This window comes from Kitasatospora sp. NPDC087315 (assembly GCF_044744345.1).
Taxonomy (GTDB): Bacteria; Actinomycetota; Actinomycetes; order Streptomycetales; family Streptomycetaceae; genus Kitasatospora.
Window position 1 is genome coordinate 121,686 of sequence record NZ_JBIUYD010000006.1, and the last position, 23,871, is coordinate 145,556.

22 protein-coding genes are annotated in these 23,871 nt (G+C 71.9%); 4 read left to right on the forward strand and 18 right to left on the reverse strand.

The features are described 5' to 3' along the window. Nucleotides 1-4 precede the first annotated feature (4 nt). Nucleotides 5-712 carry an MBL fold metallo-hydrolase gene (locus ACIO5D_RS10780; RefSeq protein WP_363610524.1) on the reverse strand — a complete coding sequence of 236 codons (708 nt, stop codon included), beginning with the start codon at nt 710-712 and terminating at the stop codon, nt 5-7. 257 nt (nt 713-969) lie between these two features. Between ACIO5D_RS10780 and ACIO5D_RS10785 the strand changes: the two genes are divergently transcribed. Then, a complete protein-coding gene (locus tag ACIO5D_RS10785; RefSeq protein WP_400794792.1) occupies nt 970-1,806 on the forward strand; it encodes a peptidylprolyl isomerase in 837 nt (278 codons plus the stop codon). Between the two features lie 262 nt (nt 1,807-2,068). Next, nucleotides 2,069-3,298: a DUF349 domain-containing protein gene (locus ACIO5D_RS10790; protein WP_363610531.1), complete on the forward strand. Its 1,230-nt coding sequence runs from the start codon at nt 2,069-2,071 to the stop codon at nt 3,296-3,298. A gap of 80 nt (nt 3,299-3,378) precedes the next feature. On the opposite strand, the gene ACIO5D_RS10795 is transcribed toward ACIO5D_RS10790, so the two are convergent. The 16 genes from ACIO5D_RS10795 to pgsA form a co-directional block, all read right to left on the reverse strand. Beyond that, a complete protein-coding gene (locus ACIO5D_RS10795) occupies nt 3,379-5,811 on the reverse strand; it encodes a RelA/SpoT family protein (protein ID WP_400653561.1) in 2,433 nt (810 codons plus the stop codon). Nucleotides 5,812-5,975: 164 nt separating this feature from the next. After that, a complete protein-coding gene (locus ACIO5D_RS10800; RefSeq protein WP_363614786.1) occupies nt 5,976-6,527 on the reverse strand; it encodes an adenine phosphoribosyltransferase in 552 nt (183 codons plus the stop codon). A gap of 25 nt (nt 6,528-6,552) precedes the next feature. Beyond that, complete coding sequence (secF, locus tag ACIO5D_RS10805) at nt 6,553-7,659, reverse strand: protein translocase subunit SecF (RefSeq protein WP_363614784.1); 1,107 nt, start codon at nt 7,657-7,659, stop codon at nt 6,553-6,555. A 4-nt stretch (nt 7,660-7,663) separates the two neighbouring features. Next, entirely contained in the window at nt 7,664-9,442 is a 1,779-nt protein-coding gene (secD, locus tag ACIO5D_RS10810) for a protein translocase subunit SecD (protein WP_400794794.1), read from the reverse strand. Nucleotides 9,443-9,589: 147 nt separating this feature from the next. After that, the gene (yajC, locus tag ACIO5D_RS10815) at nt 9,590-9,997 is read right to left on the reverse strand and encodes a preprotein translocase subunit YajC (protein WP_400653563.1); all 408 of its coding nucleotides are present in this window, start codon (nt 9,995-9,997) and stop codon (nt 9,590-9,592) included. A gap of 250 nt (nt 9,998-10,247) precedes the next feature. Beyond that, nucleotides 10,248-11,324, reverse strand: a complete 1,077-nt coding sequence (gene ruvB, locus ACIO5D_RS10820; protein ID WP_400794796.1) for a Holliday junction branch migration DNA helicase RuvB — start codon at nt 11,322-11,324, stop codon at nt 10,248-10,250. A 54-nt stretch (nt 11,325-11,378) separates the two neighbouring features. Next, a complete protein-coding gene (ruvA, locus tag ACIO5D_RS10825) occupies nt 11,379-11,990 on the reverse strand; it encodes a Holliday junction branch migration protein RuvA (RefSeq protein ID WP_363614778.1) in 612 nt (203 codons plus the stop codon). Then, on the reverse strand, nt 11,987-12,550 hold the full coding sequence (gene ruvC, locus ACIO5D_RS10830; RefSeq protein WP_363614776.1) for a crossover junction endodeoxyribonuclease RuvC: 564 nt from the start codon (nt 12,548-12,550) through the stop codon (nt 11,987-11,989). The genes ruvA and ruvC overlap by 4 nt, the downstream gene beginning before the upstream one ends. Nucleotides 12,551-12,664: 114 nt before the next feature. After that, on the reverse strand, nt 12,665-13,423 hold the full coding sequence (locus ACIO5D_RS10835; protein WP_209410139.1) for a YebC/PmpR family DNA-binding transcriptional regulator: 759 nt from the start codon (nt 13,421-13,423) through the stop codon (nt 12,665-12,667). 79 nt (nt 13,424-13,502) lie between these two features. Further along, on the reverse strand, nt 13,503-14,123 hold the full coding sequence (gene pdxT, locus ACIO5D_RS10840; protein ID WP_363614773.1) for a pyridoxal 5'-phosphate synthase glutaminase subunit PdxT: 621 nt from the start codon (nt 14,121-14,123) through the stop codon (nt 13,503-13,505). A gap of 93 nt (nt 14,124-14,216) precedes the next feature. Further along, a complete protein-coding gene (gene pdxS, locus ACIO5D_RS10845; protein WP_030258885.1) occupies nt 14,217-15,128 on the reverse strand; it encodes a pyridoxal 5'-phosphate synthase lyase subunit PdxS in 912 nt (303 codons plus the stop codon). Between the two features lie 134 nt (nt 15,129-15,262). Then, nucleotides 15,263-15,763: a hypothetical protein gene (locus ACIO5D_RS10850; protein WP_363614788.1), complete on the reverse strand. Its 501-nt coding sequence runs from the start codon at nt 15,761-15,763 to the stop codon at nt 15,263-15,265. Nucleotides 15,764-15,861: 98 nt separating this feature from the next. Beyond that, nucleotides 15,862-16,227 (reverse strand): 5-carboxymethyl-2-hydroxymuconate Delta-isomerase, encoded by a 366-nt coding sequence (locus tag ACIO5D_RS10855; RefSeq protein WP_400653565.1) that lies wholly within the window; start codon nt 16,225-16,227, stop codon nt 15,862-15,864. A 58-nt stretch (nt 16,228-16,285) separates the two neighbouring features. Next, complete coding sequence (locus ACIO5D_RS10860; protein WP_363614769.1) at nt 16,286-17,470, reverse strand: glycosyltransferase family 4 protein; 1,185 nt, start codon at nt 17,468-17,470, stop codon at nt 16,286-16,288. A gap of 17 nt (nt 17,471-17,487) precedes the next feature. Beyond that, the gene (locus ACIO5D_RS10865) at nt 17,488-18,492 is read right to left on the reverse strand and encodes a phosphatidylinositol mannoside acyltransferase (RefSeq protein ID WP_400653660.1); all 1,005 of its coding nucleotides are present in this window, start codon (nt 18,490-18,492) and stop codon (nt 17,488-17,490) included. Then, complete coding sequence (pgsA, locus tag ACIO5D_RS10870; protein WP_363614766.1) at nt 18,489-19,136, reverse strand: phosphatidylinositol phosphate synthase; 648 nt, start codon at nt 19,134-19,136, stop codon at nt 18,489-18,491. Before pgsA ends, ACIO5D_RS10865 begins: the two co-directional genes overlap by 4 nt. A gap of 277 nt (nt 19,137-19,413) precedes the next feature. On the opposite strand from pgsA, the gene ACIO5D_RS10875 reads away from it, so the two are divergent. Beyond that, on the forward strand, nt 19,414-21,465 hold the full coding sequence (locus ACIO5D_RS10875) for an elongation factor G-like protein EF-G2 (protein WP_363614764.1): 2,052 nt from the start codon (nt 19,414-19,416) through the stop codon (nt 21,463-21,465). 37 nt (nt 21,466-21,502) lie between these two features. Here ACIO5D_RS10875 and ACIO5D_RS10880 read toward each other — a convergent pair whose 3' ends face one another. Further along, nucleotides 21,503-21,937, reverse strand: coding sequence for a DCC1-like thiol-disulfide oxidoreductase family protein (locus ACIO5D_RS10880; RefSeq protein ID WP_363614762.1), 435 nt, complete (start codon nt 21,935-21,937; stop codon nt 21,503-21,505). A 182-nt stretch (nt 21,938-22,119) separates the two neighbouring features. Between ACIO5D_RS10880 and ACIO5D_RS10885 the strand changes: the two genes are divergently transcribed. Then, the gene (locus ACIO5D_RS10885; protein WP_400653568.1) at nt 22,120-23,766 is read left to right on the forward strand and encodes a hypothetical protein; all 1,647 of its coding nucleotides are present in this window, start codon (nt 22,120-22,122) and stop codon (nt 23,764-23,766) included. Nucleotides 23,767-23,871: the final 105 nt, after the last annotated feature.

Sequence of the window (23,871 nt, forward strand, 5' to 3'; positions counted from 1 at the left end):
TCCGTCACATTCCTCGTCGCGGGAAGGCCGGAGCGCCGAGCGCTCCCGCCGCCTGCCTGAGGTAGGGGTTGGTGGCGCGCTCGCGGCCGATGGTGGTCTGGGAGCCGTGGCCGGACAGGACCACGGTGGCATCGTCGAGGGGCAGGCACACCCGGGCCAGCGACCGCATGATCGCCTCGCTGTCTCCGCCCGGGAGGTCCGTGCGCCCGATGGAGCCGGCGAAGAGCAGGTCGCCCGAGAAGAGCACCGGAGGCAGGTCCTCGGCGCCGGGCGTCCGGAACGTCACCGACCCCTTGGTATGGCCGGGCGCGTGGTCGACGGTGAGCTTCAGACCGGCGAGCTCCAGCACGCTGCCGTCGGTGAGCTCGCGTACGTCGTCGGGTTCGCCGACGGTGAGCTCGCCCATCAGCTGGGTGCCGAGCGAGCGGCCGAGCGCCTTCTCCGGGTCGGCCATCATGTAGCGGTCCTCGGGGTGGATCCAGGCCGGGACGCCGCGGGCGCCGCAGACCGGGACCACGGAGGCGACGTGGTCGATGTGTCCGTGGGTGAGGACGACCGCGACGGGCTTCAGCCCGTGCTCGCGGATCAGCTCGTCGACGCCGGCGGCGGCCTGGTGGCCGGGGTCGACGATGACGCACTCCTCGCCGGGCGCCGGTGCGACCAGGTAGCAGTTGGTGCCCCAGGCTCCAGCGGGGAATCCGGCGATGAACACGCGAGTCCTTCATGATTCGGTCGACAGTGGCAGCTACACGATGTAACGCAGCCTACCGGCGGTCCGGGTCCGGTTGCGAACCAGATAGGGGGTGACAGGTTCACTTCACCATGACGGGTTCACCGCGTTCTTACAGCCGTGGTACCTACACTTGGCCGCCGATGGATGCGATGATCCGCTTCAGCATTCGTACCCACTCCCTCCCCGCCCGCCATCGGGCGGGGGACCCCCCAGCGCATATGTAGGAGACACGGCCGGTGGTCACCAGCGAACAGCGGCGGCGGCAGCTCGCCCGCGAGAAGTACGAGCGCCAGGCGCAGCGACGGGCCGAGGCCCACGCCGCGCGCAAGCGCCGCAACACGATCCTCGGCGCGTCGCTGGCCGTGGTCGTGCTGGCGGGCGGTGGCGCGCTGGTCGGCACCGGCGCCTTCGACTCGGACGACAAGAAGGACTCCGCTCCGACCGCGCAGGCCGCGCCCACCGCGACCGACGAGCCCACCACGCCGACCCGCAAGCCGGTCGAGGGCTGCGCCGACCCGGCGCCGGGCGCGCCGAACGGCAAGCAGTGGCAGGCCGAGCCGGCCATGACGGTCGACACGGCCGCCTCGTACACCGCGACGCTGGACAGCAACTGCGGCAAGGTGACGATCGCGCTGGACGCGGCCAAGGCGCCGCACACGGTGAACTCCTTCGCCTTCCTGACCGGCGAGCAGTACTTCGACCACACCAAGTGCCACCGGCTGACCACGGGCGGCATCTTCGTGCTGCAGTGCGGCGACCCGACCGCCAGCGCGACCGTCCCCGGCGGCACGGGCGGCCCCGGCTACAAGTTCGCCGACGAGAACCTGACCGGCGCGACCTACCCGGCGGGCACGGTGGCGATGGCCAACTCCGGCCCCGGCACCAACGGCAGCCAGTTCTTCCTGGTCTACAAGGACACCCAGCTGCCGCCGAGCTACACCACCTTCGGCAAGATCACCGGCGGTCTGGACGTGGTCGAGAAGATCGCCGCCGCGGGCACCCTGGAAGGCGGTACGGACGGCCACCCGATGGCCGACGTCACCTTCAACTCGGTCACCGTCGCGAAGGGTTGATCCACGCCGGGGCCGCGTCGCCACCGCCCGCGAGGGGCGTCGGCGCGGCCCGGGCCCGAAATCGCCCGGCCCGGATGCGGACAGCACCGGGCCTGGTCGCCTATGTTGGCGTTGTGTAGGGTGCCCAGACCCGCCGGCCGTCACCCTCGGCAGCAGAGCACGGCGGACGGGACGGCGGACTCATCGGTCCGCCGCACATCAACTGTGGACGACGGACGCGTACCGCCCCGGCGCGGGCGCGACGTCATGTGGAGGACGCGCTATGAGCAGCGACCCGTGGGGCCGTGTCGACGAGCAGGGCACGGTCTACGTCAGGACAGCCGACGGCGAACGTGTCGTGGGTTCCTGGCAGGCCGGCTCGCCCGAGGAGGCTCTCGCCTACTTCGAGCGCAAGTACCAGGGCATCGAGGTGGAGATCGGCCTGCTGGAGAAACGGGTGCGCACCACCGACCTGGCCGCGAAGGACGCCCAGGCCGCGCTGGAGCACCTGCGGTCGCAGGTCGTCGAGGCGCACGCGGTCGGTGACCTGGAGTCCCTGGCCAAGCGGCTGGACACGCTCGCCGGTGAGATCGAGAGCCGTCGTGAGGAGCGCAAGGCCGCCCGCGCCAAGGCGCAGGACGAGACCCGCGCCGCCAAGGAGGCCCTGGTCTCGGAGGCCGAGCAGCTCGCCGAGTCCACCCAGTGGCGGGAGGCCGGGGACCGGCTCCGCGCGCTGGTGGACACCTGGAAGGGCCTGCCCCGGCTGGACCGCAAGAGTGACGACGAGCTGTGGCACCGCTTCTCGCACGCCCGCTCGGTCTTCTCCAAGCACCGCAAGGCGCACTTCGCGACCCTGGACGCCGAGCGCGACCAGGCCAGGGCCGTCAAGGAGCGTCTGGTCACGGAGGCCGAGGCGCTCTCCTCGTCGACCGAGTGGGGCGAGACGGCGGCCCAGTACCGCGACCTGATGGCGCGCTGGAAGGCCGCCGGGCGCGCCCAGCGGGACATCGAGGACGAGCTGTGGGCGCGGTTCCGCGGCGCCCAGGACGTCTTCTTCCAGGCCCGTTCCGCGGTGTTCAGCGAGCGGGACGCCGAGCAGGTCGGCAACCAGAAGCTCAAGGAGGCGCTGGCGGCCGAGGCCGAGGCGATCCTGCCGATCACCGACCTGAAGGCCGCGAAGGCCGCGCTGCGCGACGTCAACGAGCGCTGGGAGGCGATCGGGCACGTGCCGCGCGACGCCCGTCCGAAGCTGGACGGCCGGCTGAACGCGGTCGAGCGGGCGATCCGCGAGGCCGAGGACGCCGAGTGGAAGCGCTCCAACCCGGAGGCCAAGGCCCGCGCCGCCGGCATGGTCGGCCTCTTCCAGGCGAAGGCCGACAAGATCCAGGCCGATCTGGACAAGGCCCGCGCGGCCGGCAACGCGAGCAAGGTCGCCAAGCTGGAGTCCGAGCTGGCCGGCGTGCGGACGCTGCTGGAGCAGGCGCACAAGAGCCAGGACGAGTTCAGCGGCTGATCCGGCATCCGGCTGACCCAGTCGGCCCGTTGAACGGAAAGGCCCCCGGGAGTCCCGGGGGCCTTTCCGTTGCCCCGGCCCTACTTGCGGGCCGAGGTGACGCGGTAGACGTCGTACACGCCCTCGACGCCGCGGACCGCCTTGAGGACGTGGCCGAGGTGCTTCGGGTCGCCCATCTCGAAGGTGAAACGGCTCATCGCCACCCGGTCGCGGGAGGTCTGCACCGCCGCCGACAGGATGTTGACGTGCTGGTCGGACAGGACCCGGGTGACGTCCGAGAGGAGCCGGGACCGGTCCAGCGCCTCGACCTGGATGGCCACCAGGAAGACCGAGGACTGGGTGGCCGCCCACTCGACCTCTATCATCCGCTCGGGCTGCTGGCTGAGCGCCTCCACGTTGACGCAGTCGGCGCGGTGCACCGAGACGCCGTTGCCGCGGGTCACGAAGCCCACGATCGGGTCGCCCGGGACGGGGGTGCAGCAGCGGGAGAGCTTGACCCAGACGTCCTCGACGCCCTTGACGATGACACCCGGATCGCCCTTGGCCCGGCGGCGCACCGCCCGGCGGGTGTCGTGCGTCGGGGTGGCGGTCTCCGCGAGGTCCTCGGTGGCGCCCTCCTCCCCGCCGAGCGCCTGCACCAGCTTCTGCACGATGTTCTGCGCGGTGACGTGGCCCTCGCCGATCGCGGCGTACAGCGAGGAGATGTCGGGGTAGCGCATCTCGTGGGCCAGGGTGACCAGCGAGTCGCCGGTCAGGATCCGCTGGATCGGCAGGCCCTGCTTGCGCATCGCCCGGGCGATCGCGTCCTTGCCGTGCTCGATCGCCTCCTCGCGGCGCTCCTTGGAGAACCAGGCGCGGATCTTGTTGCGGGCCCGCGGCGACTTGACGAAGCCCAGCCAGTCCCGGGAGGGGCCGGCGTTCTCCGCCTTGGAGGTGAACACCTCGACGCTGTCGCCGTTCTCCAGGGTCGACTCCAGCGGCACCAGCCGCCCGTTGACCCGTGCCCCGATGCAGCGGTAGCCGACCTCGGTGTGGACGGCGAAGGCGAAGTCCACCGGGGTTGCACCGGCCGGCAGGGCTATGACGTCGCCCTTGGGCGTGAAGACGAAGACCTCGTTGTTGGAGAGGTCGAAGCGCAGCGACTCCAGGAACTCGCTCGGGTCCTCGGTCTCCTTCTGCCAGTCCAGCAGCTGCCGCAGCCAGGCCATCTCGTTGACGGCGCCCGCCTTGTCGTCCTTGCGGGTCTGGGCCGGGGTGTCGGTGCGGACCTTGGAGGCGCCGGCCACCGCGCGCTGCTTGTACTTCCAGTGCGCGGCGATGCCGTACTCGGCCCGGCGGTGCATGTCGAAGGTGCGGATCTGCAGCTCGACGGGCTTGCCGCCAGGACCGATCACCGTGGTGTGCAGCGACTGGTACATGTTGAACTTGGGCATCGCGATGTAGTCCTTGAACCGCCCCGGCACCGGGTTCCACCGCGCGTGGATGGTGCCCAGCGCCGCGTAGCAGTCGCGGACGGTGTCGACCAGGACCCGGATGCCCACCAGGTCGTAGATCTCGGCGAAGTCCCGGCCCCGGACGATCATCTTCTGGTAGACCGAGTAGTAGTGCTTCGGCCGGCCGGTGACCGAGGCGGTGATCCGGGCCCCGCGCAGATCGCCCTGGACCTGGTCGATGACGGTCGCCAGGTACTCGTCGCGCTTGGGCGCGCGCTCGGCGACCAGGCGGACGATCTCGTCGTACATCTTGGGGTAGAGGATCGCGAAGGCGAGGTCCTCCAGCTCCCACTTGATGGTGTTCATGCCCAGCCGGTGTGCCAGCGGGGCGTAGATCTCCAGCGTCTCGCGGGCCTTCTTCTCCTGCTTCTCCCGCTTGAGGTAGCGCATGGTGCGCATGTTGTGCAGGCGGTCGGCCAGCTTGATCACCAGGACCCGCGGGTCCTTGGCCATCGCGACGACCATCTTGCGGACGGTCTCGGCCTGCGCGGCCTCGCCGAACTTGACCCGGTCCAGCTTGGTGACGCCGTCCACCAGCAGGGCCACCGAGTCGCCGAAGTCCTTGCGGAGGGTCTCCAGGCCGTAGTCGGTGTCCTCGACGGTGTCGTGCAGCAGCCCGGCCATCAGGGTCGGGGCGTCCATACCCAGCTCGGCCAGGATGGTCGCGACGGCCAGCGGGTGGGTGATGTACGGGTCGCCGCTCTTGCGCTTCTGCCCGCGGTGCCACTTCTCGGCGACGGCGTAGGCCTTCTCGATGTCCCGCAGCAGGGCCGGGTCGGCCTTGGGGTCGTTCGCCCGGATCGAGCGGAACAGCGGTTCCAGCACCGGGTTGAGCACGCTGGAACGCTGGCCGCCGAGGCGGGCCAGGCGGGCGCGCATACCGCCGGAGGAGGAGGGGCGGGTGGCCGGAGCCACCGGGCGGGAGGAGGTCGGCGCCGGGCGTGCCGGGGTGGCCCCCGAGGGCGTGGGACGGTCTTCGGGGGCGGCCGCTTGGGCCGTGGGCACAACCTCGTCGGGCAAGGACACTCCTCGGGGCACCGGGCCTGCCCCTCGTACGGCTCGCACAACCGGGAGGGGATGAATCTTCATGGTACCGAGCCGGGCGCTCCGGTGTTCAGCCGCCCGGGCCCGGACACGCGAAGGGCGGCGGTCGGATGATCCGACCGCCGCCCTTCCGTCTGACCTCAGACCGTGACCAGCGTCTCCAGCGGAGCCCCGTTCAGGTGTCCGGAGAGCCGCTCGCGGCCGTCCAGGAAGCCCAGCTCCATCAGCACCACGACGCCCACCAACTCGGCGCCGGCCTCCTTCACCAGGTCCAGCGAGGCGCCGATCGTGCCGCCGGTGGCCAGCACGTCGTCCACCACCAGCACCCGCTCACCGGGTGCGAAGGCGTCGCACTGCACCTCCAGCGTCGCCGAGCCGTACTCCAGCTCGTACGAGCGCTGGAACACCTCGCCGGGCAGCTTGCCCTTCTTGCGGATCGGCACGAAGCCGAGCCCGGCCGCGAAGGCCGCCGGGGCCGCCAGCACGAAGCCGCGCGCCTCCAGGCCCACCACCTTGGTCGCGCCCAGGGCCGTCGCCCGGTCCGCCAGCGCCCGGGTGAGGGCCCCGAAGGCCTCGGCGTCGGCGAGCAGCGGCGCGATGTCCTTGAACAGCACACCCGGCTTCGGGTAGTCCGGGACGTCCCGGATCCGGCTGTTCAGCAGCTCGGTCAGGGCGATGTCGGCGGTGGTCACAAGAGTCCTTACGGTCGGGCGGGCTTCAGTGCTTGGTGGACGGACGGCCCTTGGCACGCACGGTACCGGCCGTGCCACGCTGACCGACCATACCCGCGGGCAGGTCGCCGTCGGCGAACTCCTCCCCCGCCGGCGTCCCCTCGCCCTCGGCGGCCGCCTTGGCGTCCGCGGCGCGGCGCTGGGCGACCCGCTTGGCGAGCGCCTTCATCTCCGGCTGCTCCTCCTTGAGCTGCGCCAGCAGCGGCGTGGCGACGCAGATCGAGGAGTAGGCACCGGCGGCGAGACCGATGAACAGCGCCAGCGAGATGTCGTTCAGGGTGCCGGCGCCCAGGAAGCCGCCGCCGATGAACAGCAGCGCGGCGACCGGCAGCAGGGCGACCACGGTGGTGTTGAGCGAGCGCACCAGGGTCTGGTTGAGGCCCATGTTGGCGGCCTCGCTGTAGGTGCGCTTGTTCTGCTTGGTGAGCCCCTTGGTGTTCTCCTTCACGGTGTCGAAGACGACGACCGTGTCGTAGAGCGAGTACCCGAGGATGGTCAGGAAGCCGATCACCGTACCGGGGGTGACCTCGAAGCCCACCAGGGCGTACACGCCGATGGTGATCAGGAGGTCGTGGATGAGGGCGACCAGCGCCGCCACCGCCATCCGCCACTCGAAGGCGATCGCCAGGTAGACCGTCACCAGCACCATGAAGATGATCAGGCCGGTGAGGGCCTTCTGGGAGATCTGCTTACCCCAGCTGGGGCCGATCACCTGGGTGTCGATCTCGGCGACCGGGACGCCGAGCTCCTTGGACAGCTGGTCGGTGAAGGTCGCCGCGGAGACCGTCTCCTCGTCCTCGGAGCTGACCTGGATGCGGATCTTGCCGTTGTCCGTCGACTGGACCAGCGCGTTGGAGTGGGCGATCTTGTTCGCCGCGTCCTGCGCCTGCGAGACGGTCAGCCCCGGCTTGTTGACGGTGTAGACCGAGCCGCCCTTGAACTCGATCCCCAGGTGCAGACCCATCGCCAGGCCGATCGCGGCGACCAGGACGATCACAGCGGAGATGCTGTACCAGAGCTTGCGGCGCCCGACGAAGTCGAAGCTGACCTCGCCCTGGTAGAGCCGGTGACCCAGATTGGAGAAGCGTGACACGGTGTCAGGCCTCCTTCACGGCGGCAGAGGAGGAGGAGCTGCGGCGACGGGTGCTGCGCAGCGGCGGGCGGGCGCCCAGGCGCTTCGGGTCCAGACCGGACCACGGGTGGCCGTCCGCGAAGAACTTGCGGCGGGCCAGCAGCGTGATCAGCGGCTTGGTGAAGAGGAAGATCACCACCACGTCGAGCGCGGTGGTCAGGCCCAGGGTGAAGGCGAAGCCCTGCACCTTGCCGACCGAGACCAGGTAGAGCACGGCGGCACAGAGGAAGGACACGAAGTCCGACACCAGGATGGTGCGCCGGGCGCGCGGCCAGGCCCGCTGGACCGCCGGGCGCAGCAGGGCGCCCTCGCGGACCTCGTCGCGGATGCGCTCGAAGTAGACGATGAAGGAGTCCGCGGTGATACCGATCGCGACGATCGCGCCGCAGACGGCCGGCAGGTTCAGCGCGAAGCCGATCCCCGCGCCGAGCAGGCTCATGATCGAGTAGGTCAGGGCCGCCGAGACGAGCAGACCGGCGATCGAGACCAGGCCGAGGCCGCGGTAGTACATCAGCGAGTACACGATCACCAGCAGCATGCCGATGGCGCCGGCGGTCAGGCCGGCCTTCAGCTGGTCGCCGCCGAGCTGCGGGGAGACGGTGGTGACGTCGCTGGTGGTGAACTCCAGCGGCAGGGCGCCGAAGCTCAGCACGTTGGCGAGGCTCTGCGCCTCCGGCTGGCTGAAGCTGCCGGAGATCACGGCCGAGCCGCCGGGGATGGCGTTGCGCACGTACGGGTGGGAGACGACCTGGCCGTCCAGCACGATGGCGAACTGGTTGGTCGGGCTGGGCTGGGTGGCGAGCTGGCCGGTGACCGCCGTGAAGGCGTCGGTGCCGGTGCCGTTGAACTGGAGCTGGACCTGCCAGCCGGCACCCTGCTGGGTGTCGATGGTGGCCTGCGCCTTGGAGACGTCGGCGCCCTTCACCGCGACCGGGCCGAGGGCGAGCTTGTAGTAGACGCCCTGCTCGTCCTTCTGGGTGCAGGCGATGGCCGGCTGGTCGTCACCCGTCTGGAAGTTCTTGCGCTGCTCGGGCTTGGTGCAGTCGAGCTTGGCGAAGTCGGCCGCCAGCGCCGGCGGCACGGTGCCCTGGGTCATCGCGCTGGAGAGGTCCGGCGTGACCGGGTCGGTGGGAGCGCTCGGGGCGGCACTCGCGCCGGTGGTGGCGGTCGCGGACGGGGTGGCGTCGGCCGCGAGGGCCTCACTGGCCGCGCGGCCCTGCTTGGTGGCGCTCGGCGTGGCGGTGGTGGCACCCGCCGATGCCGTACCGGCGGCCGAGGGGGTCGCGCCCGGGGCGGCGGAGCCGGTCGCCGAGGGGGTCCCGCTCGGGGCCGGTGCCGGGGCGGCGATGCCGCTCGGCGCGAGGGCGAGGACGGGGCGGAAGAACAGCTTCGCGGTGGTTCCGACCTGGTCGACCGCGCTCTGCTTGTCACCGCCCTTGGGGATGTTGACGATGATGTTCTCGTCGCCCTGGGTCTGGACCTCCGCCTCGGAGACGCCCATCCCGTTGACACGCTGCTCGATGATCCCGGTCGCGATGTCCATGCTGGACTTGTTGATCGCCTTGGGGTCGGTCGACTTCGCGGTCAGCGTGATGCTGGTGCCGCCTGCGAGGTCGATCCCGAGGCGGGGCTTGGTGTGGCCCGTCCCGAACATGAGGGCGACCAGTCCGACGGTGACGACCAGGATGAGGGCCAGTGCCCGCCCTGGGTAGCCGTCGCGCGGGCGCGACTTGGGTGCTGCCACCTTGCTCGTTTCTCCCTGTCCATGCCACCTCCCCGACCGGACCCCCGTCCGGCTCGCGGCGGGACGGGGGCATGGCGGATCTGCGGCCCTGAGGTCCTGTGGGCTCGCGGCACTGCGCCGCGCGGCCGGGCGGTTGCCCGGACCGTACTACTTGCTCGCGGAAGCCCCGCCCTCGACATCGCCCTTCGCGGCGCTGTCCTTGGTCAGCGTCAGCGGCTTGTCCTCGACCGGCTCGGCGTCGGCGTCCTCGGCCTCCGGCTCGGTCAGCTCGTCATCGGCGGGGCGGCCGTTGATGATCGCGTCGTACTCCTGCGGGTCCAGGACGGCCGCGATCGCGCTCTTGGTGAAGTGGGAGACCACACCGGGCGCGATCTCGAGCTCGACGGTCTCGTCGTTGATCGCCTTCACCTGGGCATACAGGCCGCCAATGGTGCGCACCCCCGCCCCGGGCTCCAGCGCCGTCTGCATCTGCTGCATCTGCTGCTGGCGCTTCTTCTGCGACCGGAACATGAGCACGATCGCGATGATCGGGAGGAGAAGGATGATGAGGTTCACTGCAGCCAGGGTCCTTTACGGGCCGCCGGCCGGCGGCCTGTGTGGTATTGGTCGGCCCGTCAGGTGAGAGGGGCGGTCCGGCGGAGTCTAGGCGACCCCGAACTGATCGGACAACGCCAAGCATCGCATCCTGCCACCGAAAGTGGCGACCCTCCGCCTGCACAGTTTCCCCGGAACTTCTCCCCCGGGCCCCTGCGCACAGGCCCGTTCGGGCCCCCGCGCCGGAGCCGGCCGGCCGCCCTTCACCCGTTCAGCCCTCGTCGGCCGGGAAAAGTTCCGCCTGTGGTGGCACCGTGCCCCGGGTGGTCTGGACCGGCGGGGTGAGCCCGAGGTGCTGCCAGGCGGCGGGGGTGGCGATCCGCCCGCGCGGAGTGCGGGCGAGCAGGCCCTCGCGGACCAGGAACGGCTCGGCGACCTCCTCGACCGTCTCGGCCTCTTCCCCCACGGCGACCGCCAGTGTCGACAAACCGACCGGGCCCCCGCCGAACAGCCGCAGCAGCGCGTCCAGCACCGCGCGGTCCAGCCGGTCCAGACCGCGGGCGTCCACCTCGTAGACGGCCAGCGCCTGGGCGGCGATCTCCGGGGTGATCACGCCGTCGTGCCGGACCTGGGCGTAGTCGCGGACCCGGCGCAGCAGCCGGTTGGCGATCCGCGGGGTGCCCCGGGAGCGGCCGGCGATCTCGGCGGCGCCGGCCGGGTCGATCTCGACGTCCAGCAGGGCGGCCGAGCGGTGCACCACCCGCTGGAGCTCGGCCGGCGCGTAGAACTCCATGTGCCCGGTGAAGCCGAACCGGTCGCGCAGCGGCGGCGGCAGCAGGCCGGCCCTGGTGGTGGCGCCGACCAGGGTGAACGGCGGCAGTTCCAGCGGAATGGCGGTGGCGCCCGGGCCCTTGCCGACGATCACGTCGACCCGGAAGTCCTCCATCGCCATGTAGAGCATCTCCTCGGCCGGCCGGGACATCCGGTGGATCTCGTCGAGGAAGAGCACCTCGCCCTCGGTGAGGGAGGAGAGGATCGCCGCGAGATCCCCCGCGTGCTGGATGGCCGGTCCCGAGGTGATCCGGATCGGGGCGCCCAGCTCGGCCGCGATGATCATGGAGAGGGTCGTCTTGCCGAGCCCGGGCGGTCCGCTGAGCAGCACGTGGTCCGGCGCGGTGCCGCGCTTGCGGGCGGCCTGGAGCACCAGGGAGAGCTGCTCGCGCACCCGCTCCTGGCCGATGAACTCGTCCAGCTGCTTGGGACGCAGCGCCGCCTCGACCGCCTGGTCCTCGCCGTCGGCGGCGGCCGTCACCAGCCGGTCGGCCGGTTCGGAGTCGTACGGGCTCATCGGTGCGGGCTCCAATGTCGACAAGGTGACAGATGGTCAGATCGCGCGGTGCTGTCAGCGGGCGCGGTTGAGGGTGCGCAGCGCCGCCCGGAGTAGGGCCCCGACGTCCGTGACGGACTGCGCCTCCGCCTCCGGGGTGACGGCGGTGACCGCCTCGTCCGCCTCGCGCGGCGCGTAGCCGAGGCCGACCAGCGCGGAGTGCAGCTGCTCGCTCCACGGCGCGGGCCCGGCGGCGATCGCCTTCTGGGCGGGGACGCTGCCGTGCGGGGCGCCGAGCTTGTCCTTGTACTCCAGCAGCAGCTTGGCGGCCTTGGCCTTGCCGATGCCGGGCACCGCGATCAGCGCCTTCTCGTTGCCCGAGGCGACGGCGGCACGCAGTTCGTCGGGGCTGTGCACGCCGAGCATCGCCTGGGCCAGGCGCGGTCCGACACCGGGCGCGGCCTGGAGGATCTCGAAGACGGCCCGCTCGTCGTCGTCGGCGAAGCCGTACAGGGTGAGCGAGTCCTCCCGGACGACCAGCGAGGTGGCGAGCCGGGCGGGTTCGCCGAGCCGCAGGCCCGCGGTGGTGGCGGGGGTGCACTGGACGGCCATGCCGACGCCACCGACCTCGACGACGACGGTCCCGCCGCTGATGGCGGCCACCGGGCCCTGGACGAAGGCGATCATCGGGTGGCTCCTCGGGGGGCGCGGACGGAGGACGGGCGGGCGGCGGGCGGCGCCGCCTTGGCGAGGGCGGCGGCGATCCGGTCGGTGGCGCCGCCGCGCCAGATGTGGCAGATGGCCAGCGCCAGCGCGTCGGCGGCGTCGGCCGGCTTGGGCGGGGCGTCGAGCCGCAGCAGGCGCTGCACCATGGCGGTGACCTGGGCCTTGTCGGCCCGGCCCGAGCCGGTGACGGCGGCCTTGACCTCGCTGGGGGTGTGCAGGGTGACGGGTATGCCGCGCCGGGTGGCGCAGAGCATCGCGACGGCGCTGGCCTGGGCGGTGCCCATCACGGTGCGGACGTTGTGCTGGGCGAAGACCCGCTCGACGGCGACCAGGTCGGGCCGGTGCTCGTCGAGCCAGCTCTCGATGCCCTGCTCGACCAGCAGCAGCCGCGGCCCGATCTCCGCGTCGGCGGGGGTGCGCACCACGCCCACCCCGACCATCCGCAGCGGCCGGCCCGGCGCACCGTCCACCACGCCGATACCGCACCTGGTCAGCCCCGGGTCCACACCCAGTACCCGCACTTCGGCCCCGCCTCTCGTCCTCGACCTGCGAAGGCTACCGTCCGGGTCCGACAACCCGACCGACGACACCGGCCCGGCGGTCCAGGGGACCACCGGGCCGGGGAGTGAGAACGATCACTCGGCGTCGAGCTGCGCACCGACCTCGTCGCTGATGTCGAAGTTGGCGAAGACGTTCTGCACGTCGTCGCTGTCCTCCAGGGCGTCGATCAGCTTCAGGATCTTGCGGGCGCCGTCGACGTCCAGCTCGACCTGCATGCTCGGGAGGAAGTTGGCCTCAGCCGAGTCGTAGTCGATGCCGGCGTCGACCAGGGCGGTGCGGACGTCGACCATCTTCGAGGCCTCGGAGACGATCTCGAACGACTCGCCGAGGTCGTTGATCTCCTCGGGCTCCTGGTCCAGGACGACCTCGAAGAGCTTGTCCTCGTCCACGCCGTCGGCCTTGGGGACGATCACGACGCCCTTGCGGTTGAACAGGTAGGAGACCGAGCCCGGGTCGGCCATCGAGCCACCGTTGCGGGTCATCGCCACGCGCACGTCGGAGGCGGCGCGGTTGCGGTTGTCGGTGAGGCACTCGATGAGGACCGCGACACCGTTCGGGCCGTAGCCCTCGTACATGATCGTCGAGTAGTCGGCGCCGCCGGCCTCGGCGCCCGAACCGCGCTTGACGGCCCGGTTGATGTTGTCGATCGGGACCGAGCTCTTCTTCGCCTTCTGGATGGCGTCGTAGAGCGTCGGGTTACCCGCCGGGTCGCCGCCACCGGTGCGCGCCGCCACCTCGATGTTCTTGATCATCTTGGCGAAGAGCTTGCCGCGCTTGGCGTCGATCACGGCCTTCTTGTGCTTGGTGGTAGCCCACTTAGAGTGGCCGGACATCGCCAGCTCCTTTACGTCGCCAAAGGGAAATGAAACAGATGAGATCTTACCGGTGTCGTCACCACCGGATGGCACACGGTCAGCGCGCGGCGGCGAGGTGCTCCTCGACCATCGACACGAAGTAGCCGTGCACCCGGTGGTCACCGGTGAGCTCCGGGTGGAAGGAGGTCGCCAGCAGGTTGCCCTGGCGCACGGCCACGATCCGGCTCTCCGGGCCGTCGGCGGCCGGCAGCTCGGCCAGCACCTCGACACCCGCGCCCACCGACTCGACCCAGGGGGCGCGGATGAACACGCCCTGCACCGGGCCGTCGGTCAGACCCGCGAAGGTGACACCGGACTCGAAGGACTCGTTCTGGCGGCCAAAGGCGTTGCGGCGCACGGTCATGTCGATGCCGCCGACGGTCTCCTGGTCGTCCCGGCCGTCCAGGATCTTGTCGGCCAGCATGATCATGCCCGCGCAGGTGCCGTACACCGGCATGCCCGCGGCGACCCGTGCGCGCAGCGGGTCCATCACGCCGAACAGCAGCGCCAGCTTGGACATGGTGGTGGACTCCCCGCCGGGGATCACCAGCGCGTCGACCTCGGCCAGCTCCTCGGCACGGCGCACCGGGCGGGCGAGCGCGTCGGCCTCGGCCAGCGCGACCAGGTGCTCGCGGACGTCGCCCTGCAGGGCGAGGACGCCGATGACTGGAGTGCTCACGGTCTCAACCTCGTTCGATCGTTCTTCGGGAATACGTGGCGCGGCCCGCCGCGCGCCGAGGCGCTGCGGCGGGCCGGCCCGGGTCGCGGGTGACTACCAGCCGCGGTTGGCGTAGCGCTCGGTCTCCGGCAGGGTGTCGCAGTTGATGCCGACCATGGCCTCGCCCAGGTTGCGGGAGGCGTCGGCGATGATCTTCGGGTCGTCGAAGAAGGTGGTGGCCTTGACGATGGCGGCGGCGCGCTTGGCCGGGTCGCCCGACTTGAAGATGCCCGAGCCGACGAAGACGCCCTCGGCGCCCAGCTGGCGCATCAGCGCGGCGTCGGCCGGGGTGGCCACGCCACCGGCGGAGAACAGCACGACCGGCAGCTTGCCCAGCTCGGCGACCTCCTTGACCAGCTCGTACGGGGCGCGCAGCTCCTTGGCGGCGGCGTACAGCTCGTTGTTGTCGAAGCCGCGCAGCTTGGCGATCTCGTTCTTGATCTGGCGCAGGTGGCGGACGGCCTCGACCACGTTGCCGGTGCCGGCCTCGCCCTTGGAGCGGATCATGGCCGCGCCCTCGGCGATGCGGCGCAGGGCCTCGCCCAGGTTGGTGGCGCCACAGACGAAGGGGGTGGTGAAGGCCCACTTGTCGGAGTGGTTGACCTCGTCGGCCGGGGTCAGCACCTCGGACTCGTCGATGTAGTCCACACCGAGCGACTGCAGGACCTGGGCCTCGACGAAGTGGCCGATCCGGGACTTGGCCATGACCGGGATCGAGACCGCGGCGATGATCTCCTCGATCATGTTCGGGTCCGACATGCGGGCGACGCCGCCGTCCTTGCGGATGTCGGCCGGAACCCGCTCCAGGGCCATGACGGCGACAGCGCCGGCGTCCTCGGCGATCTTGGCCTGCTCGGCGTTGACCACGTCCATGATCACACCGCCCTTGAGCTGCTCGGCCATGCCGCGCTTCACCCGGGCGGTACCGATCTGCGGCTGGTCTGCGGTGGTGGGGGTGGTGGACACGTGAGACCTCACTCGAAGATGAACCAGTGCTATCGCCCTATGGTAGGCGGAAGAAACGGCCCCTCCATGCGCCACCAAGTCCAGCCCGGCCCACGGGATACGACAAACAGGCCGGATCCGGACGCCGGGTCGGTTCAGGCCGGAGCGCCCTCGGGGGTGAGCGCCGGCGGCGGCGTGTCGTCCATCTCGAAGGCCATCGGGAAGGGCGCCTTGCCCGCCAGCCGGAAGTACCGCACCAGCCGGTGCTCGCGCACCGCCCGGGCCGCGCGCACCGCGTCGTTGTGGAACCGGCGGGCCAGCGGCACCCGGCGCACCGCCGCCGTCAGGTCCTTCACCGCCTCCTCGCCGCCCGGCTCGGCCACCAGCACGGCGACCTGCTCCGACTCGGCGAGCACCGCCCGCAGGGCCAGGCTCAGCTGACTCTCCGCCACCTCGCGCTGCTCGTCCTCGGCCTGCCGGGCGGCGTGCGCGGCGTCCAGCAGCAGCAGCGAGGCCGCCGGGTCCAGCAGGGAGGAGGTCGCCAGCTCCATCGCGACCGAGGCCCGGCGGACCAGCTGCGCGTCCAGCGCCGCCCTGGCGGCGTCGATCCGCGCGTGCAACCGGTCCAGCCGGCCGGCCGTCCAACTCAGGTACATGCCGAACAGCACCACGGCCACGCCGGCCCAGATCCAGGTAGTCACGGGGCGCTACGCTACCGGGTTCCGGGGCCCCGGCCTCGGACGGTGCCGCCGCGTCAGCCCTCGGCGACGGTGCTGCGGTAGCTGTCGCGGTCGATCTCGGTGATGTTCACCGCGGTGTACAGCCGGGTGCCGGCCGCCGGCGCGATGTGCTCGGCCAGCAGCGCCAGGACGGCCTCGCTGAGCGCCGCCTTGGCCTCCGGCGAGCGGCCGGGGAAGATCTGGAACTCCACGAACACCTGGGTGTCGGGGCCCGTGCTCTCGCCCACCACGAAGTCGTCGATCCGGCGGAAGAGCGTCTTGCACGCCTGCGGCGAGGCGTTGATCGTCTTCACGGTGAGCCCGGTGATCGCCACCCCCAGCGCCCCGGGGTCGAAGGAACCCACCAGACTCGGCGAGTAGTCGACGGAGATCTGCGGCATGGGGTCCTCCGAGGTCGGGGTGTGCCGGACGGGTCGTCCGGCACACCCTAACCGCCGGTCAGTCCCGGGCCAGGCCGAACCGGCCGCGGCGCCCGCTGCGCTCGTCCTCCTCGACCACGGCCGCCGCGCCCGCGGTCACCGTCTCGTACACCGCCAGGATGTCGGCGCCGACCGTCGACCAGTCGAACCGCCGCACATGCCGGGACGCCGCCTTGCGCAGCTCCTCCAGCCGGCCCGGGTCCCCCAGCAGCCGCAGCGCCGTCCGGGCCAGCGCGTCCGCGTCCTCCACCGGGAACAGCTCGCCCGCGTCGCCGCCGTCCAGCACCTGCTTGAACGCGTCCAGGTCGCTGGCCAGCACCGGCGCCCCCGCCGACATCGCCTCGACCAGGATGATCCCGAAGCTCTCGCCACCGGTGTTCGGCGCCACGTACAGGTCCACGCTGCGCAGCAGCCGCGCCTTGTCCCGGTCGCTCACCATGCCGAGGAACTCCACCTGCCGGCGGACCTCGGGCGCCAGACCCGCGACGGCCTCCTCCTCGTCGCCCTTGCCGGCCACCAGCAGCCGCACCCCGGGCCGCTCGGCCAGGATCCTCGGCAGCGCGGCCAGCAGCGTCGGCAGGCCCTTGCGCGGCTCGTTGATCCGGCCGATGAAGCCGATCGTGCCGGGCTCGCCGGCGGCCGCGCCACCGGTCCAGCGCGGGTCCGGCTCGGCCTCGGCGAAGAACCCGACATCCACCCCGTTGGGGATCACCACCGCGTCGCCGCCCAGGTGCTCGACCAGGGTCCGCCGGGCGTACTCGCTCACCGCGATCCGGGCCCGCATCTTCTCCAGGCCCGGCTGGAGGATCGGCGAGGCCGCGATCATCGCCCGCGAACGCGGGTTGGACGTGTGGAAGGTCCCCACCATCGGCCCGGACGCCGACCAGGCGGCCAGCATCGACAGACTCGGCGAGGCCGGCTCGTGCACGTGGAGGATGTCGAACCGCCCGTCGTGCAGCCACCGCCGCACCCGCGCCGCCGACAGGATGCCGAAGCTCAGCCGCGCCACCGAGCCGTTGTACGGCACCGCCACCGCCCGCCCGGCCGAGACCACGTACGGCGGCAGCGCCTCGTCGTCCTCGGCGGGTGCCAGCACCGACACCTCGTGGCCGAGGCCGATCAGGTGCTCGGCCAGGTCCCGGATGTGGAACTGCACCCCGCCGGGGACGTCCCAGTCGTACGGGCAGACGATGCCGATCTTCACTGGTTCCTCATGCTCCTTCAGGGCCCGGAGGCCTCGGCGGCGGGCTCGCCGACCTGCTCCGCGGCGGGCCTGACGACCTTCGACGGCTGTGCGGCGGGCACCCCCACGGTCTCACGGACCGGGAGGTCGGCCAGCCAGAACCGTTGCAGCATGTGCCAGTCCTCGGGGTGCTCGCGGATCCCCTCCGCCCAGACGTCCGCCATCGCCTGCACCATCGCTTGGGTCTTCGCCTTGCGGTCGCCCTCCGCCGGAGGCACGACCTCCGGGTGGATCCGCGCCCGCAGCACCGGGCCGTCGTACCAGAGCGTCACCGGCATCAGCGCCGCGCCGGTCCGCTGGCAGAGCGCCGCCGGGCCGGCCGGCATCCTGGTCGCCTCGCCGAAGAAGGACACCTCGATGCCCGCCTCCGAGAGGTCCCGGTCGCCCACCAGGCAGACCATCCGGCCCTCGCGCAGCCGGCGGGCCAGCGTGCCGATCACATTGACCCCGCCGCCGGTCAGCGCCAGGACCTCCATGCCCAGACTCTCCCGGAACGCCACGAACCGGTCGAACAGCCGCTCCGGCTTCAGCCGCTCCGCGACCGTGGTGAACGGGTATCCCTCGGAGGCCACCCAGGCGCCCGCCAGATCCCAGTTGCCCGAGTGCGGCAGGGCGATGACCGCGCCGCGGCCCGAGTCCAGCGTCGCCCGCAGCTGCTCGAAACCCTCCACCTGGACATCCCGGGCGATCCGCTCCCGGCTCCACACCGGCAGCCGGAAGGACTCCATCCAGTACCGCATGTAGGAGCGCATCCCGGCCCGCGACAGCTCCCGCAGCCGGGCCCCCTCCGCCTCCGGGCAGACCCGCCGCAGATTCGCCTCCAGCTGCAGCACCCGCTTGCCGCGCTTGCGCCACGCGTAGTCGGCGATCCGGTCGAACAGACCGCGCGCGGCCGGCTCCGGCAGGTGCTTCAACGCCGTCCAGCCCAGCGCGTACGCCGAGTACACCAGTCGGTCCTTCACCGAAGGCCCGCCCCCCTTCAGCTCCCGGCCGCCACACGGTCGGCCTCGAACGCCTCCCGGCGCACCGTCACCATCCGCTGGACGACGGTCACCAGGCTGCCCGCCGCCACCAGCCACAGCGCGACCGGCAGCAGCCACTCCACGTACGGCACACCGAACGTGTGCAGACCCGCGACACCGGCCGCGACCAGGCTGATCACCAGCCGCTCGGCCCGTTCCACCAGCCCCGACACATCACACGGCAGACCCTGGCTCTCCGCCCTCGCCTTGGTGTACGACACCACCAGACCGCTCGCCAGACAGAAGATCGCCACCGCGCAGAGCAGGTTGTTGTCACCCTTGCCCGCGTACCACATCGCCAGTCCGCCGAAGATCGCCGCGTCGGCCACCCGGTCCAGCGTGGAGTCCAGGAACGCGCCCCACTTGGAACTCCGCCCCAGCTGGCGCGCCATGTTCCCGTCCACCAGGTCCGAGAAGATGAACAGCGTGATCGTGATGGTGCCCCAGAAGAACTCCCCGCGGGGGAAGAACACCAGCGCACCGGCCACCGAACCGGCCGTACCGATCAGCGTCACGGCGTCCGGGCTCACGCCCAGCCGGATCAGAAACGCGGCGAACGGGGTCAGGACACGTGTGAAGAAGGCACGCGCGTATTTGTTGAGCATGGCCTTCCCGACCGCTCCGATCTCCCTGGTACCCGCCTGGCGCCAGAGTGCGGCAGACGGCCGGACGGATCAGCCCACCCGGCGCACCCATCGTAGCCACGCCGGGGACACCCTCCGGCGCACCGCACCGCCCGCCGGCCCCCGACGCCCGCCCCACCGGCACCCCCGGCGCACGGGCACACACACGCGGTGACCGCGCCGCCGTACGACACGCGGCCTCGCGAACACCGCACCTAGACTCGTCACGACAGCCTCGGCGCGACGGGAGGAGACCCCGATGCCCGACCGCAGCACCGCCCGAGCCGGCCAGGCGCCCACCGTCACCGGCCCCCGCAATCTGCGCAACGTCGTCCTCATCGGCTGCAGCGGCGTGGGCAAGACCACTCTCGCCGAATCCCTCGCCCTCACCGCCGGCGCCATCGGCCGCCCCGGACGCGTCACCGACGGCACCACCGTCTCCGACCACGAGGAGATCGAGCACCAGCAGCAGCGCTCCGTCCAGCTCTCGGTGCTCCCGCTCGAATGGAACGGCGTCAAGGTCAACCTGCTGGACCCGCCCGGCCACCCCGACTTCGCCGCCGACCTGCGCGCCGCCCTGCACGCCGCCGACGGCGCCGTCTTCGTCGTCTCCGCCACCGACCCGGTCACCGCCCCCACCCGCGCCCTCTGGCGCGAGTGCGCCGCCGAGGGCATCCCCCGCGCCATCGCCGTCGCCAAACTCGACATCGCCCGCAGCGGCTTCGACGACATCCTCACCGCCTGCCACGACGCCTTCGGCCTGGGCCCCGACACCCTGCGCCCGCTCTACCTGCCCGTCCACCACGACGGCCACCCCGCCGGCACCGTCGACCTACTCACCGGCCGCACCTACGGCCGGGCCGCCCCGCTGCCCGACACCAGCGCCGCCCGGGAGAGCCTCGTCGAGGCCATCTCCGGCCAGGACGACACCCTGATGGAGCGTTACCTCGCCGGCGAACCCCTCGACACCGACGCCCTCGAGGCCGGCCTGCGCCGCGAGGTCCTCGCCTGCACCCTCCACCCCGCCCTGCCCACCACCGACACCGGCATCGGCACCGCCGAACTCCTCGACCTCGTCACCACCGCCTTCCCCGACCCCACCGAACGCACCCGCCCCGGCCCCGACTGCGACCCCGACGCCCCGCTCGCCGCCCAGATCGTCCGCGTCACCGGCGACACCTACGTCGGCCGGATCAGCCTGCTGCGCGTCTACGCCGGCACCCTGCGCCCCGACACCCGGATCCACCTCGCCGGCCCCGAGCACCCCGCCGACCAGAACGGCGACGAGCGCGTCACCGGCCTCAGCAGCCCCTTCGGCAAACTCCAGCGGCCCGTCCCGCACGCCACCGCCGGCGACCTCGTCTGCGCCGCCAAACTCACCACCGCCCGGGCCGGCGACACCGTCCACGAGCCCGGCCGACCGGTCGAACTCGACGGCTGGCCCCTCCCCGAGCCCCTGCTCCCGATCGCCGTCGAGGCCCACAGCAAGGCCGACGACGACAGGCTCTCGCAGGCCCTCGCCCGTCTCACCGCCGAGGACCCGGCCCTCCGCCTCGAACAGAACCCCGACACCCACCAGCTCGTCCTCTGGTGCACCGGCGAGGCCCACGCCGAGGTCGTCCTCGACCGCCTGCGCGGCCGCCACGGCGTCCACGTCGACACCGTCGAGCACCAGGTCGCCCTGCGCGAGACCTTCGGCACCGCCGCCACCGGCCACGGCCGTCTGGTCAAGCAGTCCGGCGGCCACGGCCAGTACGCCATCTGCGACCTGGAGGTCGAGCCCCTCCCCGCCGGCTCCGGCTTCGAGTTCCAGGAGCACGTCGTCGGCGGCTCCGTCCCCAAACACTTCATCCCCTCGGTCGAGAAGGGCGTCCGCGCCCAGCTCGCCAAGGGTGTCGCCACCGGGCACCCGCTCGTCGACGTCCGGGTCACGCTCACCGACGGCAAGGCGCACTCCGTCGACTCCTCCGACTCCGCCTTCCAGACCGCCGCCGCCCTCGCCCTGCGCGACGCCGCCGAGCACGCCGTCATCCGGCTGCTCGAACCCGTCGCCGCCGTCACGGTCCTGCTGCCCGACGACTACCTCGGCGCCGTCCTCGGCGACCTCTCGGCCCGCCGCGGCCGTGTCCTCGGCACCGAGACCGGCGGCCCCGGCCTCACCCTGCTGCGCGCCGAGGTCCCCGAGCTCGAACTGAACCGTTACCCCGTCGACCTGCGCTCGCTCACCCACGGCACCGCCGAGTTCTCCCGCGCCCGGCTGCGCCACGAACCCATGCCCGCCGCCCTCGCGGCCCGCTTCACCGACGGCTGACCGGGCCCGGGCCGCGGCTCGCGCCGCAGGAGACGCCCTACCGCCGCGGCAGCGCGCACGCCGGTGTGCCGCCCGGCATCCGGTCGCGGTTCCGGGCCACCCAGCGGTACACCACGGCCGCCACCGGCCGCACCGGCGCCAGCGCCAGCACCCCGCCCAGATACGCCCAGACCCCGCCCGAGCGCATCAGCAGCCGCGCCACCGCCTGCGCCCCGCCGTACACCCGGCCCGTCGGCGTCACCCAGAGCACCTCGCGCTCCGCGCGCTCCGCGTTCACCTCTCCACGCCCCCCGGCCGCGGCATCCAGCGCCGCCAGGTCCGCGAACTGGAACGGCACCGCCTCCCAGCCCCCCGAGGCCAGGGTCTGCCGCAGATACCGCTCCGCCCAGTTCGCGCACGTCGTGCAGAACGCGCAGTCCCCGTCGAAGACCAGTACCGGATCCTTCACCACAGGCCCCTTCGAACGCACCATGCCCCCATCGTGCACCATCACGGCCGCCGGTCCGCCGCAGGGGCATCGACTGCCCGAAACATGGGCATCATGCCCCACAGGCCCGCCGCGGCCCGATCGTGACGGCACTTCAGACGATCATCCGCGCGCCGGCACCGCGGCACGGTACCCTGCCGCTGACAAGGGGAGGAGGGGACGCCACCGTGACCACACTCGACATGACCCCGGGTGCGCAGATACCCCGGACCGACGCGGGCCCGCAGACCGCCGTCACCCAGGCGCTCTCCTCGGCGGCCTACCGGGACGGCGAGATCTCCGAGTTCGTCGGGAAGGTGACCGCGGCCACCGAGAAGAAGGGCCGCTTCTCACTCTTCCGGCCCAACCTCGGCGAGGCCTTCAGCCGTGCCGTCATCGCCCGCACCCTCGGTGCCGGACGCAAACCCGTCGTGCCCTCCTTCGGGACCGACACCCGCCAGATCGTCGAGCACTGCCTCGCCGCACAGGAAATCCGCGACGCCCGCGACCGTCGGCTCACCACCATCACCGTCGTCACCGGCGTCCTCTTCCTGCCCGGCACCCTGATCTGGCTCGCCGCGTTCCAGCTCCGCGCCTGGCTCAAGAAGGACAGCCCCGACCGGGCCGGCCTCTACGGCGGTCTCGTCCTCGTCGGAGCGGCCGCCATCGCCGTACTGCTCGCCCTGCGACCGCCCGCCGGCGGCCTGTTCGGCATCTATCTGCGTGTGGTCATGCTCGCCCCGGTCATCGGCTGGTACCTCGCCAAACGGATCGTGCTGCGCACCACCGAGGACCTGCGCGCCCGCTGGCAGGCCCTCGTCGAGGGCAGTGCCGTCGCCGCCACCGTGCCCAAGGCCGTCCCCCGGGACGACCTCGACAAGAAGGCCGCCGACCTGCGCGCCAAGCTCGGCCGCCTGGAGGCCGAGCAGGAGACCAACGTCCAGCACTACGCCGGCCCCAAGGGGATCCTCGGTGTCGGTAAGCGCTGGGGCGAGTGGCGGCTCATCGACGTACTGCAACCCGCCGAGGGTCACGCCGACTTCCGGGCCTTCCACCCCTGGGACCTGGTCCGCAAGATCGCCGGCCGGCTCAAGGGCCTGGGCATCAGCGAGGTCGCCAACAGCGGTATGACCAACGTCTCGGTGAAGCAGTGGGTGGTCCTCGAAGTCGGCGAGAGCGCCGACGAGATCAGCCGGCCCGGTGGTGCCGACATGGACGGCGACCGGATGCGCGAGTTCGCCGTCCAGACCGTCGCCGACCGGCAGACCTTCGCCGGCGGCGGTCCCCGGCACTACCTCGCCACCCAGTTCATCACCTTCGACGGCAAGCTGATCATCACCTTCACCGTGACCGTCACCGTGCTCGCCAACACCCTGACGGTCACGGTCGCCGGCTACGCCCTCGGCCCGGTCAACGGCGTCTTCTTCGACAAGCCCAAGCCGAAGGAGAAGACCGAACCGAAGACCGGCAAGTTCTGGGAGGAGCGCACCATCCAGCTCCCCCTGATCGACAACGACGAGGTGGTGCGCCAGGCCGTCCGCGCGCCGTTGGTGCGCGCCCCCGGTCTGCTCTCCTGGCTCGGCGGCGGCCTCGGCCTGCCCGAGCCGTTCGGCCTGCGGCACGCCTGGGCCTCGCCGCCGTGGGGCAGCCGGTTCATGACCGACAACGCGCTCAACGCCTCCGTCCCGGTGCTCAGCGCGGTGCACGCGGCCACGCTGGAGTTCCTGGAGGAGCACGACCTGGACACCGACCGCTTCAAGAACCGTGCCTCGATCATCAAGTCCGAGGCACAGGGCACCCGCCCGTTCCGCGTCGACAGCTACGACGCCGGCTGAGCGATGTGCGGAGGGGCCCCCCCCCCGGCGGGCCGCGGGGGGGGCCCCCCCGCGAGCCGGGGCACGGCGCGGCCACAGCCCAGCCGCCCCAACACGGCCACCAGC

Coding starts and splice junctions, on each gene's coding strand:
- ruvA (WP_363614778.1), bottom strand. CDS start 11,990: ATGATCGCCTTCGTCCAGGGCCCGGTGGCCGCCATCAGCGGCGGGACC.
- ACIO5D_RS10850 (WP_363614788.1), bottom strand. CDS start 15,763: ATGTACCTGAGTTGGACGGCCGGCCGGCTGGACCGGTTGCACGCGCGG.
- ACIO5D_RS10790 (WP_363610531.1), top strand. CDS start 2,069: ATGAGCAGCGACCCGTGGGGCCGTGTCGACGAGCAGGGCACGGTCTAC.
- ACIO5D_RS10855 (WP_400653565.1), bottom strand. CDS start 16,227: ATGCCGCAGATCTCCGTCGACTACTCGCCGAGTCTGGTGGGTTCCTTC.
- pgsA (WP_363614766.1), bottom strand. CDS start 19,136: ATGCTCAACAAATACGCGCGTGCCTTCTTCACACGTGTCCTGACCCCG.
- ACIO5D_RS10880 (WP_363614762.1), bottom strand. CDS start 21,937: ATGGTGCGTTCGAAGGGGCCTGTGGTGAAGGATCCGGTACTGGTCTTC.
- ruvB (WP_400794796.1), bottom strand. CDS start 11,324: ATGAGCCCGTACGACTCCGAACCGGCCGACCGGCTGGTGACGGCCGCC.
- ACIO5D_RS10875 (WP_363614764.1), top strand. CDS start 19,414: ATGCCCGACCGCAGCACCGCCCGAGCCGGCCAGGCGCCCACCGTCACC.
- ACIO5D_RS10835 (WP_209410139.1), bottom strand. CDS start 13,423: ATGTCCGGCCACTCTAAGTGGGCTACCACCAAGCACAAGAAGGCCGTG.